The 16340-nt window shown below is 60.8% G+C and carries 20 protein-coding genes; 11 read left to right on the top strand and 9 right to left on the bottom strand.

The features are described 5' to 3' along the window. Window positions 1–25 precede the first annotated feature (25 nt). A complete protein-coding gene (locus J2Y39_RS17300; RefSeq protein ID WP_016772732.1) occupies window positions 26–1060 on the bottom strand; it encodes a type IV pilus twitching motility protein PilT in 1035 nt (344 codons plus the stop codon). Between the two features lie 56 nt (window positions 1061–1116). Here J2Y39_RS17300 and J2Y39_RS17295 point away from each other — a divergent pair, with 56 nt between their 5' ends. The 10 genes from J2Y39_RS17295 to J2Y39_RS17250 all read left to right on the top strand — a co-directional run bounded on the left by J2Y39_RS17295 (window position 1117) and on the right by J2Y39_RS17250 (window position 8557). Then, window positions 1117–1803, top strand: coding sequence for a YggS family pyridoxal phosphate-dependent enzyme (locus J2Y39_RS17295; RefSeq protein ID WP_071172225.1), 687 nt, complete (start codon window positions 1117–1119; stop codon window positions 1801–1803). A gap of 23 nt (window positions 1804–1826) precedes the next feature. Continuing rightward, on the top strand, window positions 1827–2645 hold the full coding sequence (proC, locus tag J2Y39_RS17290) for a pyrroline-5-carboxylate reductase (protein WP_041476815.1): 819 nt from the start codon (window positions 1827–1829) through the stop codon (window positions 2643–2645). Window positions 2646–2656: 11 nt separating this feature from the next. Then, window positions 2657–3247 carry a YggT family protein gene (locus tag J2Y39_RS17285; RefSeq protein ID WP_039757546.1) on the top strand — a complete coding sequence of 197 codons (591 nt, stop codon included), beginning with the start codon at window positions 2657–2659 and terminating at the stop codon, window positions 3245–3247. Between the two features lie 252 nt (window positions 3248–3499). Further along, entirely contained in the window at window positions 3500–4639 is a 1140-nt protein-coding gene (locus J2Y39_RS17280) for a homoserine O-acetyltransferase (RefSeq protein WP_041476816.1), read from the top strand. A 7-nt stretch (window positions 4640–4646) separates the two neighbouring features. Next, window positions 4647–5267 (top strand): methionine biosynthesis protein MetW, encoded by a 621-nt coding sequence (gene metW / locus J2Y39_RS17275; protein ID WP_056786380.1) that lies wholly within the window; start codon window positions 4647–4649, stop codon window positions 5265–5267. A 26-nt stretch (window positions 5268–5293) separates the two neighbouring features. Next, window positions 5294–5728 (top strand): DUF4426 domain-containing protein, encoded by a 435-nt coding sequence (locus tag J2Y39_RS17270; protein WP_110644428.1) that lies wholly within the window; start codon window positions 5294–5296, stop codon window positions 5726–5728. After that, a complete protein-coding gene (gene rdgB / locus J2Y39_RS17265) occupies window positions 5725–6321 on the top strand; it encodes an RdgB/HAM1 family non-canonical purine NTP pyrophosphatase (RefSeq protein WP_024014661.1) in 597 nt (198 codons plus the stop codon). The genes J2Y39_RS17270 and rdgB overlap by 4 nt, the downstream gene beginning before the upstream one ends. Continuing rightward, window positions 6318–7523 (top strand): radical SAM family heme chaperone HemW, encoded by a 1206-nt coding sequence (hemW, locus tag J2Y39_RS17260; protein ID WP_125925439.1) that lies wholly within the window; start codon window positions 6318–6320, stop codon window positions 7521–7523. Before rdgB ends, hemW begins: the two co-directional genes overlap by 4 nt. Before the next feature lie 22 nt (window positions 7524–7545). Next, window positions 7546–7869: a DUF3392 domain-containing protein gene (locus tag J2Y39_RS17255; protein WP_008083808.1), complete on the top strand. Its 324-nt coding sequence runs from the start codon at window positions 7546–7548 to the stop codon at window positions 7867–7869. Between the two features lie 139 nt (window positions 7870–8008). Then, window positions 8009–8557: an RNA 2'-phosphotransferase gene (locus tag J2Y39_RS17250; RefSeq protein WP_150636923.1), complete on the top strand. Its 549-nt coding sequence runs from the start codon at window positions 8009–8011 to the stop codon at window positions 8555–8557. A gap of 129 nt (window positions 8558–8686) precedes the next feature. Here J2Y39_RS17250 and trmB read toward each other — a convergent pair whose 3' ends face one another. The 4 genes from trmB to J2Y39_RS17230 all read right to left on the bottom strand — a co-directional run bounded on the left by trmB (window position 8687) and on the right by J2Y39_RS17230 (window position 10930). Beyond that, entirely contained in the window at window positions 8687–9412 is a 726-nt protein-coding gene (trmB, locus tag J2Y39_RS17245; RefSeq protein WP_024014663.1) for a tRNA (guanosine(46)-N7)-methyltransferase TrmB, read from the bottom strand. A gap of 9 nt (window positions 9413–9421) precedes the next feature. After that, window positions 9422–10216, bottom strand: a complete 795-nt coding sequence (locus tag J2Y39_RS17240; RefSeq protein ID WP_041476820.1) for a thiazole synthase — start codon at window positions 10214–10216, stop codon at window positions 9422–9424. Between the two features lie 61 nt (window positions 10217–10277). After that, entirely contained in the window at window positions 10278–10478 is a 201-nt protein-coding gene (thiS, locus tag J2Y39_RS17235; protein WP_052392133.1) for a sulfur carrier protein ThiS, read from the bottom strand. A 71-nt stretch (window positions 10479–10549) separates the two neighbouring features. Then, a complete protein-coding gene (locus tag J2Y39_RS17230) occupies window positions 10550–10930 on the bottom strand; it encodes a DUF423 domain-containing protein (RefSeq protein ID WP_056786365.1) in 381 nt (126 codons plus the stop codon). A 74-nt stretch (window positions 10931–11004) separates the two neighbouring features. Here J2Y39_RS17230 and mtgA point away from each other — a divergent pair, with 74 nt between their 5' ends. Continuing rightward, entirely contained in the window at window positions 11005–11727 is a 723-nt protein-coding gene (gene mtgA, locus J2Y39_RS17225) for a monofunctional biosynthetic peptidoglycan transglycosylase (RefSeq protein WP_095181330.1), read from the top strand. Between the two features lie 179 nt (window positions 11728–11906). On the opposite strand, the gene rpoH is transcribed toward mtgA, so the two are convergent. From rpoH to ftsY, 4 genes are all read right to left on the bottom strand, one after another. Continuing rightward, window positions 11907–12761, bottom strand: a complete 855-nt coding sequence (gene rpoH / locus J2Y39_RS17220) for an RNA polymerase sigma factor RpoH (protein ID WP_016772717.1) — start codon at window positions 12759–12761, stop codon at window positions 11907–11909. A gap of 115 nt (window positions 12762–12876) precedes the next feature. Then, window positions 12877–13902, bottom strand: coding sequence for a permease-like cell division protein FtsX (gene ftsX / locus J2Y39_RS17215; protein WP_310218891.1), 1026 nt, complete (start codon window positions 13900–13902; stop codon window positions 12877–12879). Then, window positions 13899–14570, bottom strand: a complete 672-nt coding sequence (ftsE, locus tag J2Y39_RS17210) for a cell division ATP-binding protein FtsE (RefSeq protein ID WP_016772715.1) — start codon at window positions 14568–14570, stop codon at window positions 13899–13901. Before ftsE ends, ftsX begins: the two co-directional genes overlap by 4 nt. Then, a complete protein-coding gene (ftsY, locus tag J2Y39_RS17205) occupies window positions 14567–16051 on the bottom strand; it encodes a signal recognition particle-docking protein FtsY (protein WP_310218889.1) in 1485 nt (494 codons plus the stop codon). The genes ftsE and ftsY overlap by 4 nt, the downstream gene beginning before the upstream one ends. Window positions 16052–16340: the final 289 nt, after the last annotated feature.

Here is a 16340-nt window from a genome sequence, read left to right as displayed (position 1 = left end):
GGGCCGGCAGCCGCACCAGCGACCCTCAGAAATTATCAGGCGTACGCGCCTTCTCCCGCGCATGCTCGCGGCTGATCAGGCCCTTGGTCACCAGATCCTTCAGGCACATATCGAGTGTCTGCATCCCCAACGACCCACCGGTCTGAATCGCCGAATACATCTGCGCCACCTTGTCCTCGCGGATCAGGTTACGGATCGCCGACGTCCCGAGCATGATTTCGTGCGCCGCCACCCGCCCGCCGCCGATCTTCTTGATCAATGTCTGCGACACCACCGCCAGCAACGACTCCGACAGCATCGAACGCACCATCGACTTCTCGTCGCCGGGAAACACGTCAACCACGCGATCGATGGTCTTCGCCGCCGAGGTCGTGTGCAGGGTGCCGAACACCAGATGCCCGGTCTCGGCGGCGGTCAGCGCCAGGCGAATGGTTTCCAGATCACGCATTTCGCCGACCAGAATCACGTCCGGGTCTTCACGCAAGGCCGAACGCAGTGCGGTGGCGAAGCTGCGCGTATCGCGATGGACTTCGCGCTGATTGATCAGGCATTTGCGCGATTCATGGACGAACTCGATGGGGTCCTCAATGGTGAGGATGTGGTGATGGCGATGGGTGTTGAGGTAATCGATCATCGCCGCCAGCGTGGTCGATTTGCCGGAGCCGGTCGGCCCGGTGACCAGCACCAGCCCGCGCGGCGCGTCGGTGATCTTGCGGAAAACATCGCCCATGGCGAGGTCTTCCATGCTCAGCACTTTCGACGGAATAGTGCGGAACACGGCGCCGGCGCCACGGTTCTGGTTGAATGCGTTGACCCGAAAGCGCGCCACGCCGGGTACATCGAAGGAAAAATCCGTTTCCAGATTTTTCTCGAATTCGATGCGCTGGGTGTCGTTCATGATGTCGTAGATCAGATCGTGCACTTGCTTGTGATCCAGCGCCGGCAGATTGATCCGTCGCACGTCGCCATCGACACGGATCATCGGCGGCAGGCCGGCCGACAGGTGCAGGTCGGAAGCGCCCTGTTTGGCGCTGAAGGCCAGCAGTTCAGTGATATCCATAGCGTCCCTCAATTCCAGTAGAATGCCGCGAACCTACAGACCGCCGGCGCCTCTTGATGTCCACGATAGCAGACAACATCCTTCAGGTTAGTTCGCGCATCCAGGCAGCGGCGAAAGCTGCGCACCGCGACGAAAACAGCATCCATTTGCTCGCCGTGAGCAAGACCAAACCCGCCCAGGCCCTGCGTGAAGCCTATGCCGCCGGCCTGCGCGACTTCGGCGAGAACTACTTGCAGGAAGCTTTGGGCAAACAGCTGGAGCTGGCCGACCTGCCCTTGATCTGGCACTTCATCGGCCCCATTCAATCGAACAAGACTCGCGCGATTGCCGAGCATTTCGACTGGGTGCACTCCGTGGATCGTCTGAAAATTGCCCAACGCCTGTCCGAGCAGCGCCCGGCCGAACTGCCGCCCCTGAACATCTGCATTCAGGTCAATGTCAGCGGCGAGGCGAGCAAATCCGGTTGCACCCCGGCCGATCTGCCGGCGCTGGCCGAGGCCATCAGCGCCCTGCCCCGGCTGAAATTGCGCGGACTGATGGCGATTCCCGAGCCGACCGAAGAGCGCGCTGAACAGGACGCTGCCTTCGCCGCCGTGCAGACATTGCAGGCGAGCCTCGCTCTGCCGCTCGACACATTGTCCATGGGCATGAGCCACGACCTCGAGTCGGCCATTGCCCAAGGCGCCACCTGGGTGCGGATCGGTACCGCGCTGTTTGGCGCCAGAGATTATTCCCAGTCTTGAACGTTTCCAGATAAGGACCACACATGAGCAACACACGTATTGCGTTTATCGGTGCGGGCAACATGGCGGCCAGTCTGATTGGCGGCTTGCGCGCCAAAGGTCTGGAAGCGGCGCAGATCCGCGCCAGCGATCCGGGCGAAGACACCCGTGCCAAGGTCAGCGCCGAACACGGCATCGAAACCTTCGCTGACAACGCCCAGGCCATCGACGGCGTCGATGTCATCGTGCTGGCGGTCAAGCCACAGGCGATGAAAGCCGTGTGCGAGGCGATTCGCCCAAGCCTGAAACCGAATCAACTGGTGGTGTCGATCGCCGCCGGCATTACCTGCGCGAGCATGACCGCGTGGCTCGGCGAACAGCCAATCGTGCGCTGCATGCCGAACACCCCGGCGCTGCTGCGTCAGGGTGTCAGCGGTTTGTACGCGACCAGCGAAGTAACCGCCGAGCAGCGTCAGCAAGCCGAAGAGCTGCTGTCCGCCGTCGGCATCGCCCTGTGGCTGGAAGAAGAACAGCAACTGGACGCAGTCACCGCAGTGTCCGGCTCCGGCCCGGCGTACTTCTTCCTGCTGATCGAAGCGATGACCGCCGCCGGCGTCAAACTTGGCCTGCCAAAAGAGATCGCTGAGCAACTGACCGTGCAGACTGCTCTGGGCGCCGCGCACATGGCGGTGTCCAGCGATGTCGATGCAGCCGAACTGCGCCGCCGCGTGACCTCGCCGAATGGCACCACGGAAGCTGCGATCAAATCATTCCAGGCTGGCGGCTTCGAAGCGCTGGTTGAAACCGCACTCGGCGCCGCCGCGCACCGCTCGGCCGAAATGGCCGAACAACTGGGCAAATAAAGGAGCCTTACATGATCGGATTGAACACCGCAGCGGTTTACGTGCTGCAAACCCTCGGCAGCCTGTACCTGCTGATCGTGCTGCTGCGCTTCGTCCTGCAACTGGTGCGGGCGAACTTCTATAACCCGCTGTGCCAGTTCGTGGTCAAGGCCACCCAGCCGCTGCTCAAGCCTTTGCGCCGGATCATCCCGAGCCTGTTCGGCCTCGACATGTCGTCGCTGGTGCTGGCGATTCTGGTGCAACTGCTGCTGATGGCGCTGACCCTGCTGCTGACCTACGGCACCACCGGAAACCCGCTGCAACTGTTGATCTGGTCGCTGATCGGCGTCACTGCGCTGTTCCTGAAGATCTTCTTCTTCGCTCTGATCATCAGCGTGATTCTGTCGTGGGTCGCACCGGGCAGCCACAATCCGGGCGCTGAGCTGGTCAACCAGATCTGCGAACCGGCGCTGGCACCGTTCCGCCGCTTCCTGCCGAACCTCGGCGGCCTGGATCTGTCGCCGATCTTCGCTTTCCTTGCGCTGAAATTGATCGACATGCTGGTGATCAACAATCTGGCGGCGATGACGATGATGCCGGAAATCCTGCGCTTGCTGATGTGAGGTGAGAGGGATTGGCGCTCGGCTTGATATGGCGTCGTCTGCGCCCCTCACCCCAGCCCTCTCCCGAGGGAGAGGGAGCCGATCGGGTTGTTTTCAAGGCCTGTGTTCGACTCGATATCTCAGGTCAGCATCACTCTGAAGATCGCCGCGGTCAGTCCCCTCTCCCTCCGGGAGAGGGTTAGGGTGAGGGCTGCTTGCCGCTAACCCCCCCGGTCTTTAGACTTACGCCTCATTTCAACGAGAGCAGGGTCGATGCCAACTGCCTTTCCCGCCGATTCTGTTGGTCTGGTAACGCCGCAAACCGCGCATTTCAGCGAACCGCTGACGCTGGCCTGTGGCCGTTCGCTGGCCGCTTATGACCTGATTTATGAAACCTACGGCACGCTGAACGCCCAGGCGAGCAACGCCGTGCTGATCTGCCACGCGCTGTCCGGTCATCATCACGCCGCTGGTTATCACAGCGTCGACGACCGCAAGCCCGGTTGGTGGGACAGCTGCATCGGCCCCGGCAAGCCGATCGACACCAACAAGTTCTACGTGGTCAGCCTGAACAACCTCGGCGGCTGCAACGGCTCCACCGGCCCGAGCAGTATCAACCCGGAGACCGGCAAGCCGTTCGGCGCTGACTTCCCGGTACTCACCGTGGAAGACTGGGTGCACAGCCAGGCGCGCCTTGCTGACCTGCTCGGCATCGGCCAGTGGGCGGCGGTGATCGGCGGCAGCCTCGGCGGCATGCAGGCGTTGCAATGGACCATCACCTACCCCGATCGCGTGCGGCACTGCCTGGCCATCGCCTCGGCACCAAAACTGTCGGCGCAGAACATCGCCTTCAACGAAGTCGCGCGCCAGGCGATCCTCACCGATCCGGAATTCCACGGCGGCTCGTTCCAGGAAGCAGGCGTGATCCCCAAGCGCGGGCTGATGCTGGCGCGCATGGTCGGGCACATCACCTATCTGTCCGATGATTCCATGGGTGAGAAATTCGGCCGTGGCCTGAAGAGCGAAAAGCTCAACTACGACTTCCACAGTGTCGAGTTCCAGGTCGAAAGCTACCTGCGTTATCAGGGCGAAGAGTTCTCCGGGCGCTTCGATGCCAACACTTATCTGTTGATGACCAAAGCGCTGGACTACTTCGATCCGGCGGCGAACTTCGACGATGATCTGGCGAAAACCTTCGAAAACGCCACGGCCAAGTTCTGCGTGATGTCGTTCACCACCGACTGGCGCTTCTCCCCGGCGCGCTCGCGGGAACTGGTGGATGCGCTGATGGCCGCGCGCAAGGACGTCAGTTATCTGGAAATTGACGCACCGCAGGGCCACGACGCCTTCCTGATTCCGATCCCGCGTTACTTGCAGGCGTTCGGCAATTACATGAACCGCATTTCGTTGTGAGAAAGCCATGAGAGCTGATCTGGAAATCATCCAGGAATGGATCCCCGCCGGCAGCCGCGTCCTCGACTTGGGTTGCGGTGACGGCGAGCTGCTGACCTGGCTGCGCGACAACAAGAACGTCACCGGTTATGGCCTGGAAAACGACGCCGACAACATCGCCGAGTGCGTGGCCAAGGGCATCAACGTCATCGAGCAGGATCTGGACAAAGGCCTGGGCAATTTTGCCAGCAACAGTTTCGACATCGTCGTCATGACCCAGGCCCTGCAAGCGGTGCATTACCCGGACAAGATCCTCGACGAAATGCTCCGGGTCGGTCGCCAGTGCATCATTACCTTCCCCAACTTCGGCCACTGGCGCTGCCGCTGGTATCTGGCGAGCAAGGGCCGCATGCCGGTCTCGGAATTCCTGCCTTACACCTGGTACAACACGCCGAACATTCACTTCTGCACCTTCGAGGACTTCGAAGAGTTGTGCCGCGAACGTGACGCCAAGGTCATTGATCGGCTTGCCGTGGATCAACAGCACCGCCACGGGTGGGCCAGTAAGCTATGGCCTAATCTGTTAGGTGAAATCGGTATCTACCGCGTCAGCAGTCCGCAGTTGGCGGACGCCCGAGTCGCGGTCTGAGCCAGGGCATTTGAAGGAGCACGAACATGAGCCGTCTAGCGTTGCTGTTATTCACCGCCTGCCTGAGCGCCAGCACCATGGCGGCGGACGTCATCAAAGGTGAGCGCAAGGAAACCTTCGGCGACATCACGGTGCACTACAACACCTTCAACTCGACGTTCCTGCAACCGGACATCGCCAAGGCTGCCGAGCTGATCCGCAGCAAGAACCAAGGCGTGATCAACGTCTCGGTGGTCAAGGACGGCAAACCGGTGATCGCCAGCGTCACCGGCACGATCAAGGACCTGACCAGCAACAGCGTGCCGCTGAACTTTCGCCAGGTCACCGAACAGGGCGCGATCTACTACATCGCCCAGTACCCGGTGCCGCAGCAGGAAACCCGCACCTTTGAAATCAAGGTGCAGAACGGCGACAAGATCAACACCATCAACTTCAACCAAGAACTCTTTCCCGGCGAATGATGAACATCAAGCAGCTCGTACTGGCCAGCCATAACGCCGGCAAACTCAAAGAACTTCAGGCCATGCTCGGTGACTCGGTGCAACTGCGCTCGATTGGCGAATGGAGCAAGGTCGAGCCGGAAGAAACCGGCCTGTCGTTCGTCGAGAACGCGATTCTCAAGGCGCGCAACGCCGCGCGTATTTCCGGGCTGCCGGCACTGGCCGATGATTCCGGGCTGGCGGTGGATTTCCTTGGCGGTGCGCCGGGTATCTACTCGGCGCGTTACGCCGACGGCCAGGGCGATGCGGCGAACAACGCCAAACTGCTCGATGCGCTGAAGGACGTACCGCAAGCCGAGCGCGGCGCGCAGTTCGTCTGCGTATTGGCACTGGTGCGCCACGCCGATGATCCGCTGCCGATTCTCTGCGAAGGCCTGTGGCACGGGCGCATCCTCACCGCTGCCAGCGGCGAGCACGGCTTCGGTTATGACCCACTGTTCTGGGTGCCGGAGCGCGACTGCTCCAGCGCCGAACTGAGCCCGGCCGACAAGAACCAGATCAGCCACCGCGCCCGTGCAATGGATCTGCTGCGCCAGCGTCTGGGCTTGAAATGACCACTGATTCTTCCGCGTCGTCGCTGATTATCGGCGGCGCCGCGTCCTCGCCTCGGGCGCCGCTGCCAACCCTGCCGCCCCTGGCGCTGTACATCCACATTCCGTGGTGTGTACGCAAATGCCCGTATTGCGATTTCAACTCGCACACCGCCAGCCCGGTGCTGCCGGAGCAGGAATACGTCGACGCGCTGCTGGCCGATCTCGATCAGGATCTGCATGCGGTGTATGGCCGTGAGCTGACTTCGATTTTCTTCGGTGGCGGGACGCCGAGCCTGTTCAGCGCCGAAGCCCTCGGGCGCTTGTTGAAGGGCGTCGAACAACGCATCCCGTTCGCCGCCGACATCGAAATCACCCTTGAGGCCAATCCAGGCACCTTCGAGCAAGAGAAGTTTGTCGCCTATCGCAAGCTGGGGATCAATCGGCTGTCGATCGGTATCCAGAGCTTTCAGCAGGAGAAGCTTGAGGCCCTTGGCCGCATCCACAACGGTGACGAAGCCGTGCGTGCGGCGGGCATGGCGCGACAGGCAGGGTTCGATAACTTCAACCTGGACTTGATGCACGGTTTGCCCGATCAGTCGCTGGACGATGCCTTGAGCGATCTGCGTCAGGCCATTGCGCTGCAGCCGACGCACATTTCCTGGTATCAGCTGACGCTGGAGCCGAACACGGTGTTCTGGAATCAGCCGCCAGTGCTGCCGGAAGACGACACGCTGTGGGACATTCAGGAAGCCGGTCAGGCGCTGCTGGCCGAGCACGGTTACGCGCAATACGAAGTGTCGGCGTATGCCCAGGCCGGTCGACCGGCGCGGCATAACCTTAATTACTGGAGTTTTGGCGACTTCATCGGCATCGGCGCCGGTGCCCATGGCAAGTTGAGCCACCCGGACGGGCGCATCGTGCGCACATGGAAAACCCGCCTGCCGAAGGATTATCTGAACCCGGCGAAAAGCTTTCAGGCCGGCGAGAAATCGCTGAGCAATGACGAGATGCCGTTCGAGTTCCTGATGAACGCCCTGCGCCTGACTGCCGGGGTCGAGTCGCGCCTGTATCCGGAACGCACCGGTTTGTCGCTGGAGACCCTCGCCGAAGGCCGGCGCGAAGCCGAACAAAGCGGCCTGTTGCAGGTCGAACCGTCACGCCTGGCGGCGACCGAACGCGGCCAGCTGTTTCTCAACGATTTGCTGCAACAATTTCTGAACTGACTTCAGCTCAAAGGGAAAACGCATGGATTTGATACTCGACCTGCTGGCCACCGTCTCCCGCTGGAGCCGCAGCAATCTCTCGGAAATCGCCCTGGCGCTGGTCGGTTGCCTGCTGGTGCTGTTCGGCGCTGACTTCAAAGGCTGGGTCGAGCAACGCCTGGGCAGCATCGCCGGCGCCCTGCGCGTGCCCCTGATGGCCCTGCTCTGCCTGATCGGCAGCGGCGCCGCGCTGATCTACGCCACGCCATGGGTGATCAAAGGCCTGAGCCAGTTCAACAACTACAGCCTGGCGCCGGTGCTGCTGGTGGTACTGGTGTTGATCGGTGTGGTTGCTGATCGCCGCTGACCCCGCAAACACCCCAAAACAAAATTTGGGAGCGAGCCTGCTCGCGAAGGCGTCTTTACATCCAACATCATCGTTGATTGTCAGACCGCTTTCGCGAGCAGGCTCGCTCCCACTGTTGATCGCAATGAAAGGGAAGTTCATGAGTAAAAAACTACTGGATGAGACGAGCAAATTTCTTAGCTTCGTGTTGCGTCACGAGCCTCAGGCGATCGGACTGAATCTGAATTCGGAAGGCTGGGCAAATATCGAAGCACTGATCAGCGGCGCGGCGCGTGATGGCAGGCATTTAAGTCGTGAGCTGATTGAAAACGTCGTGACCAGCAGTGACAAGAAGCGTTTTACGATTTCCGCTGATGGCCACTGTATACGCGCTGTTCAAGGCCACTCGACGAAAAGCGTTGATCTGCAATTCGAGCAGAAACAGCCACCGCAAACGCTCTACCACGGAACAGCGACGCGTTTTCTCGACTCGATCCACAGACAAGGCCTGATTCCAGGACAACGCCATCAGGTGCATCTGTCCGACGAAATCGCCACCGCGTCGGCCGTGGGTCAACGCTACGGAACGCCAGTCGTTCTGAAGGTTGCCGCGAAGCAGATGGAAGAACAGGGCTTCAAGTTCTATCAGGCCGAAAATGGCGTCTGGTTGACAGAGCAGGTGCCCGCTCGATTTCTTGCCCCCCTGTAATCTCCTCATACACAAAACAATTGTGGGAGCGAGCCTGCTCGCGAAGGCGTCTTGACATCCAACATCATCGTTGAACGTCAGACCGCTTTCGCGAGCAGGCTCGCTCCCACAGTTTTTTTTGCGTGATGCTTAAGCGATCTTCTCGAACTTCAGATCCCACACGCCATGGCCAAGTCGTTCGCCACGGCGTTCGAACTTGGTGATCGGGCGTTCGGCCGGGCGTGGGACGCATTTGCCGTCTTCGGCAAGGTTGCGGTACCCCGGGGCGACGTTCATCACTTCCAGCATGTACTCGGCGTAAGGCTCCCAGTCGGTGGCCATGTGCAGAATGCCGCCAACCTTCAACTTGCTGCGCACCAGCTCAGCGAACGAGGCCTGGACGATGCGGCGCTTGTGGTGGCGGCTCTTGTGCCACGGATCCGGGAAAAACAGCATCAGGCGATCGAGACTGTTGTCGGCGATGCAGCGGTTGAGCACTTCGATCGCGTCGCAATCGTAGACCCGCAGGTTGGTCAGCCCTTGGGTCAGCACGCCATTGAGCAGCGCGCCGACACCCGGACGGTGTACTTCAACACCGATGAAATCCTGCTCTGGAGCAGCAGCGGCCATTTCCAGCAGCGAGTGGCCCATGCCGAAACCGATTTCCAGCGAGCGCGGCGCCGAGCGGCCGAACACCTGGTCGTAATCGACCGGCGCATCGGCCAGCGGCAGCACATACAGCGGCGCGCCCTGATCCAGGCCGCGTTGCTGGCCTTCGGTCATGCGCCCGGCGCGCATCACGAAACTCTTGATGCGGCGGTGTTGGCGCTCGTCGCCTTCGTCCGGCTGGACAGGCGTGTCGTTCGATTCAGTCATCAATGGCTCTTACTTGATCAGACCATCCAGCGGCGAAGAGGCGCTGGCATAGAGTTTTTTCGGCATGCGACCGGCGAGGTACGCCAGGCGACCGGCAACGATGGCGTGCTGCATGGCTTGCGCCATCATGACCGGTTGCTGGGCGTGGGCGATGGCCGAGTTCATCAGTACGGCGTCGCAACCCAGTTCCATGGCGATGGTCGCGTCGGAAGCGGTACCGACACCCGCATCCACCAGCACCGGGATCCTGGCTTCTTCGAGGATGATCTGCAGGTTGTACGGATTGCAGATACCCAGACCGGAGCCGATCAGACCGGCCAGCGGCATCACGGCGATGCAGCCGATTTCCGCCAGTTGCCGGGCGATGATCGGGTCATCGCTGGTGTAGACCATCACGTCGAAGCCTTCCTTGACCAGGGTTTCGGCGGCCTTGAGGGTTTCGATCACGTTGGGGAACAGGGTTTTCTGGTCGGCCAGCACTTCCAGCTTCACCAGATTGTGGCCATCGAGCAGCTCACGCGCCAAGCGGCAGGTGCGCACGGCTTCGATAGCGTCGTAGCAACCGGCGGTGTTCGGCAGGAAGGTGTAGCGATCCGGCGACAGCACTTCGAGCAGGTTCGGCTCGCCTTCGATCTGGCCCAGGTTGGTGCGGCGCACGGCGAAGGTGACGATTTCGGCACCCGAGGCTTCGATGGCCTGGCGGGTTTCTTCCATGTCACGGTACTTGCCGGTACCGACCAGCAAACGCGACTGGTAAGTACGACCGGCCAGCACAAAAGGCTTGTCGCTACGAACGATGCTCATGGGGAATCCTCTTTAAGGGTGAGGGTCTTGCAGAATTCTGTGCCCTTGCGGGCCGGGACAATCAGCCGCCGCCGATGGCGTGGACCACTTCGACGTTGTCGCCGTCGTTCAACGTGGTGTCGGCATGCTGGCTGCGCGGGACGATGTCCAGATTGAGCTCGACCGCCACCCGACGTCCGGTCAGATCCAGACGGGTGATCAGGTCCGCAACGGTTTCACCGTCGGGCAGTTCAAAGGACTCACCGTTCAACTGAATGCGCATGCACAACGCCGCCATCATTTTTAGGGGCTGGCATTCTAGCCCGATCATGACCTAAAGGTCAGTACCAAGCGTCAAGCGGTTAGCTGCAAGCGCCAGGCGGCGAGGCCGAGGCAAACCCAACCGATGAGAAACGCGAGGCCACCAAAAGGGGTAATGATGCCGAGCTTGCTGATGCCGGTGGTGGTCAGCAGATACAGGCTGCCGGAGAACAACACAATGCCGACGGTGAAGGACACGCCGGCCCAAGTGACCAGCCGCCCTGGAATCTGCGTGGCCAGCAGCGCAACGCCGAACAGTGCGAGCGTGTGCACCAGTTGGTAGGTGACGCCAGTGTGGAAGATCGTCAGGTATTCCGGCGTCAGGCGGTTTTTCAGGCCGTGGGCGGCAAACGCGCCCAGCGCAACACCGGTGAATCCGAAAAAAGCGGCCAGCATCAAAAAGCCACGCAGCATGGGGAACTCCAGTCAGACGCCATCGGCAGGGTCTGTATAATGGCCCGCTCCACGGGTTCGGCCAAGCCATCTCTATGCTGCGTTCAATTTTCCGTCGTCTCACGAAGGCCCTGCTCTGGTTCGCCGGCGGCAGTGTCTTGCTGGTGCTGGTGTTTCGCTTTGTGCCACCGCCGGGCACGGCGTTGATGGTCGAGCGCAAGGTCGAATCCTGGGTCGACGGCGAGCCGATTGACCTGCAGCGCACCTGGAAACCGTGGAACGAGATCTCCGATGACCTGAAAGTGGCGGTGATTGCCGGCGAAGACCAGAAATTCCCTGAGCACTGGGGTTTCGATCTGCGCGCGATTCAGGCTGCTCTGGCCCACAACGAACTGGGCGGTTCGATTCGCGGTGCCAGCACCTTGAGCCAACAGGTGTCGAAAAACCTCTTTCTGTGGTCGGGCCGCAGTTATCTGCGCAAAGGCCTGGAGGCGTGGTTTACCGCGCTGATCGAGGTGTTCTGGCCCAAGCAGCGAATTCTCGAGGTGTACCTGAACAGCGTCGAGTGGGATGACGGCGTATTTGGCGCTGAAGCGGCGGCCCGCCATCACTTTGGTGTGAGCGCAAAGTCGTTGTCGCGCCAGCAGGCGAGTTATCTGGCTGCCGTACTGCCCAATCCACGGGTGTGGAGCGCGAGTCATCCGACCGGTTATGTATCGCGCCGGGCTGGGTGGATTCGGCAGCAGATGAGTCAGTTGGGCGGAGACAGTTACTTGCTCGGGCTGAACGATTCGCGGCGGGCGCCTTGGGCTGAATAACACCGAAATTCCAATGTGGGAGCGAGCCTGCTCGCGAAAGCGGTGTGTCAGCTTGCATTGATGGTACTGATAAACCGCTTTCGCGAGCGGGCTCGCTCCCACAGGGATTTGTGTTGAAACAGAAATGAAAACGCCCCGATCATCGCTGATCGGGGCGTTTTTTATTGCGGATTCGCCAGTTAAGCGGCGATCGACAACTTGAGCTTGTTCATCGCGCTCTTTTCGAGCTGACGGATTCGCTCGGCCGACACGTTGTACTTCTGCGCCAGATCGTGCAGCGTGGCTTTCTCTTCCGCCAGCCAGCGCTGGTAGAGGATGTCACGGCTGCGCTCGTCCAGCACTTCCAGTGCTTCGTGCAGGTTGGTGTTGGAGTTGTCGCTCCAGTCGGCATCTTCCAGTTGACGCGCCGGGTCGTACCGGTGGTCTTCCAGGTAGTTGGCCGGAGACTGGAAAGCACTGTCGTCGTCGGCTTCGGCAGCCGGGTCGAAGGCCATGTCATGGCCGGTCAGGCGGCTTTCCATCTCGCGCACTTCACGTGGTTCGACGCCGAGGCTTTCCGCCACACGGTGGACTTCCTCGTTGTTCAGCCACGCCAGACGCTTCTTCTGGCTGCGCAGGTTGAAGAACAGCTTGCGCTGGGCCTTGGTGGTCGCGACTTTCACAATGCGCCAGTTGCGCAGGATGAACTCGTGAATTTCCGCCTTGATCCAGTGCACGGCGAACGACACCAGACGCACGCCCATCTCCGGGTTGAAGCGCTTGACGGCCTTCATCAGGCCGACGTTGCCTTCCTGGATCAGGTCAGCCTGAGCCAGACCGTAGCCGGAATAGCTACGGGCAATGTGTACGACAAAACGCAGGTGGGCGAGCACCATCTGCCGAGCCGCCCCCAAATCCTGCTCATAGTAGAGACTCTCGGCCAGTTCACGCTCCTGCTCCGGCGTCAGCAATGGAATGCTGTTGACGGTGTGCACGTAGGCTTCCAGGTTCGCACCCGGAACCAACGCATACGCAGGTTGCAAAGAATTGGTCATACGAAAAAACCTCCCACTCACATACTCGTGCCTCTCGGCACTGCGAAAAATTGACCGGGAACTCAGGTACAAGTTCCCATAAAAACCGCAAGGTCAATCACGCGCAAAAAAGATTCTACTTCGGCGCCAGCTCCCTGAGATGACGTGCGACTGCAATCCATGCACCGATATAACCCAACAGCACCGCGCCAAGCAAGAGCGACAGACCGTCGGCCACTGGCACACCGGCCAGGGCGAAATCACTGCCGTACAAGCCGGCCAGTCCGACCACCGCATCGTTCAGCCAGTTGAGGCCGAACGCCAATACGCCCCAGGACAACAGCCCTGCACCGAAGCCATACAACGCGCCCATATAAAGGAAAGGGCGGCGCACATAACTGTCAGTGCCGCCGACGAGTTTAATCACTTCTATCTCGGTGCGGCGGTTTTCAATATGAAGACGAATGGTATTGCCTATCACCAAAAGTAATGCAGACACCAACAACACCGTCAGACCGAAGACAAATCGGTCGCCAAGCTTGAGGATGGCGGCCAGACGCTCGACCCAGACTAGATCAAGTTGCGCCTGTTGTACCTTCGGCAGCTCGGAAAGTTTTTGTCTTAATGCTTCGAGTGTCGGCTTGTCGACTTCGTTCGGTGTCACCAGCACCACACCCGGCAAAGGGTTGTCAGGCAGCTCACGCAGGGCCTCGCCCAGGCCGGACTGCTGCTGGAATTCTTCCAGCGCCTGATCGCGGCCGACATATTCGGCATCAGCGACGCCCGGCATGCCTTTGATCTGCTCACGCAGCGCTTCGCCTTGTTCCGGGCTGGCGTCGAGTTGCAAGTACAGTGAAATCTGCGCCGCGCGCTGCCAGGAACCGCCGAGACGTTCGACATTATTGAGCAACAGCGACAGCCCCATCGGCAGACTCAACGCCACGGCCATCACCATGCAGGTGAAGAAGCTGCCGATCGGCTGTTTGCCGAGACGGCGCAGACTGTCGAGCAGGCTGGCGCGATGGCTTTCGATCCAGGCGCGAAACAGCGTGGCGAAGTCCGGGCCGTCGTCATCGTCGTGCTTTTTCTTTTTCTGCGGATGCGGATCGGCGGCCTTCGGGGCCACGCGCTCGGATACCTTCGGACTGCGTGTCGCACTCATACCCCGGCCTCCCCGTCGCCGATCAGGCGGCCGCGTTGCAGGGTCAGCATGCGATGACGCATGCGCGCGATCAGTGCCAGGTCGTGACTGGCGATCAGCACGCTGGTGCCCAAACGGTTGATGTCTTCGAACACGCCCATGATCTCCGCCGCCAGACGCGGGTCGAGGTTACCGGTCGGTTCGTCCGCCAGCAGCAAGGCCGGGCGATGGACGATGGCGCGGGCAATGCCGACGCGCTGTTGCTGACCGGTGGACAGGTCGCCCGGGTACAGATCGGATTTGTCCGACAGCGCCACGCGCTCCAGCGCCGAATCGACGCGCTTGGCGATCTCGACCTTGGACAGGCCGAGGATCTGCAGCGGCAAGGCGACGTTGTTGAACACCGTGCGATCGAACAGCAACTGGTGATTCTGGAACACCACGCCGATCTGTCGGCGCAGAAACGGAATCTGCGCATTGCTGATAGTGCTCAGGTCTTGCCCGGCGAGCAGCAATTTGCCGCTGGTCGGCCGTTCCATTGCCAGCAACAGGCGCAACAGCGTGGATTTACCGGCACCGGAGTGGCCGGTGACAAACAAGAACTCGCCACGACGGACTCGAAAGCTCAGCTCATGCAAGCCGACGTGACCGTTCGGGTAGCGTTTACCGACCTGTTCGAAACGAATCATGAACGCTCCCGCTCGGCAAACAGTGCCTGGACAAAGGGTTCGGCTTCAAAGGTACGCAAATCGTCGATGCCTTCACCGACGCCGATGTAGCGGATCGGCAGGCCGAATTGCTTGGCCAGGGCGAAAATCACCCCGCCCTTGGCAGTGCCATCGAGCTTGGTCAGGGCCAGGCCGGTCAGTTCGACGGTCTGGTTGAACTGCTTGGCCTGGTTGATCGCGTTCTGGCCAGTGCCGGCGTCGAGCACCAACAGCACTTCATGCGGCGCGTCGGCGTCGAGCTTGCCGATCACCCGGCGAACCTTTTTCAGCTCTTCCATCAGGTTGTCTTTGGTGTGCAGGCGACCGGCGGTATCAGCGATCAGCACGTCGATGCCACGGGCCTTGGCCGCTTGCACGGCGTCGAAGATCACCGAAGCGGAATCGGCGCCGGTGTGCTGAGCGATCACCGGAATCTTGTTGCGCTCGCCCCAGACCTGCAATTGCTCTACCGCCGCAGCACGGAAGGTGTCACCAGCGGCGAGCATGACTTTCTTGCCTTCCAGTTGCAGCTTCTTCGCCAGTTTGCCGATGGTGGTGGTTTTGCCGGCGCCGTTGACGCCGACCACCAGAATCACGAACGGTTTGTTCTGCGAGGCGATTTTCAGCGGTTGTTCGACCGGTTTGAGCATTGCGGCCAGTTCGGCCTGCAGGGATTTGTACAGGGCGTCGGCGTCTGCCAGTTCCTTGCGTGCGACCTTCTGGGTCAGGCGCTGAATGATCTGCGTGGTGGCTTCAACACCCACGTCGGCGGTGAGCAGACGGGTTTCGAGGTCGTCGAGCAGATCGTCGTCGATGGTTTTGCGCCCGAGGAACAGGCTGGCCATGCCCTCGCCGATGCTGGCGCTGGTCTTCGACAGGCCTTGCTTGAGGCGGGCGAAGAAACCGGCTTTGGTTTCTTCGGTGCGCGGGGTTTCGACGGGCGTTTCTACAGGTGCTTCGACCGGTACGACCGGAGCGACAACTGGCGCAGCGGCAATCGGTGCGGGCTCAGGCTCGGACGGCGGAACAACCGGGGCGGCTGGTTCAGAAATGACCGGCGCTGGCTCGACAACCGGCTCAGGCACAGGCTGCGTAGCCACCTCGGCAACCGGCGCAGGAATCACTGGCGTCACATGCGGCGCTGCTTCTTCAACCAGCGCGACCGGCTCTTCTGCCACCGGCAAGGTCAGCCACGGCTCGGCGGCGGGCGTCAGCGGCAACTCGGCAGCGGCGGGCGCTTCCGGCTCGGCTTCAGCCTCCGGTTGCAGCACCGGCTCGGCGATCGGCAGCACAATCGGCGCCGGCTCTTCTTCTATTACAGGAGCTGGCGCCGGGGCCGGTTCAGGAATCGCGGGCGGCTGTTCGACGACGGGTTCCTGCGGTTTTTTCCGCAGCCATCCGAACAGGCTTTTCTTCTCGCCAGCCGCAGCTGGGCTCTTCTTGTCGTCGTTGGAACCAAACATGGAGGACGGCTATCTCACGGTAGCGACGCGCCAACAGGGCGCCCCGGCAAATAAATATTCGATGCAGAACAGACTGTGTTTCACCCAGCTTGTTCACGCGCAACATTTTGTCGAGGCACCGAAGGCACCTCAAGGATCGTATTAACGTTGATCTAAACCGGCAAAGATCGGCGAAAACGCGGAGTTTAGTGGGAAAAACACAGCTTTTCGCCGCGAACCTATACAGCCTTATCAAACCCTGAAGCCTGATAGGCGTGGCCGCCAGTAAAACGGATCAGTATCCTAGGGC

The organism is Pseudomonas sp. 2957, from assembly GCF_031456345.1.
Taxonomy (GTDB): Bacteria; Pseudomonadota; Gammaproteobacteria; order Pseudomonadales; family Pseudomonadaceae; genus Aquipseudomonas; species Aquipseudomonas siliginis.
Note: the sequence above shows the minus strand (reverse complement) of the source record. Positions and strands in the feature narration are given on the sequence as shown.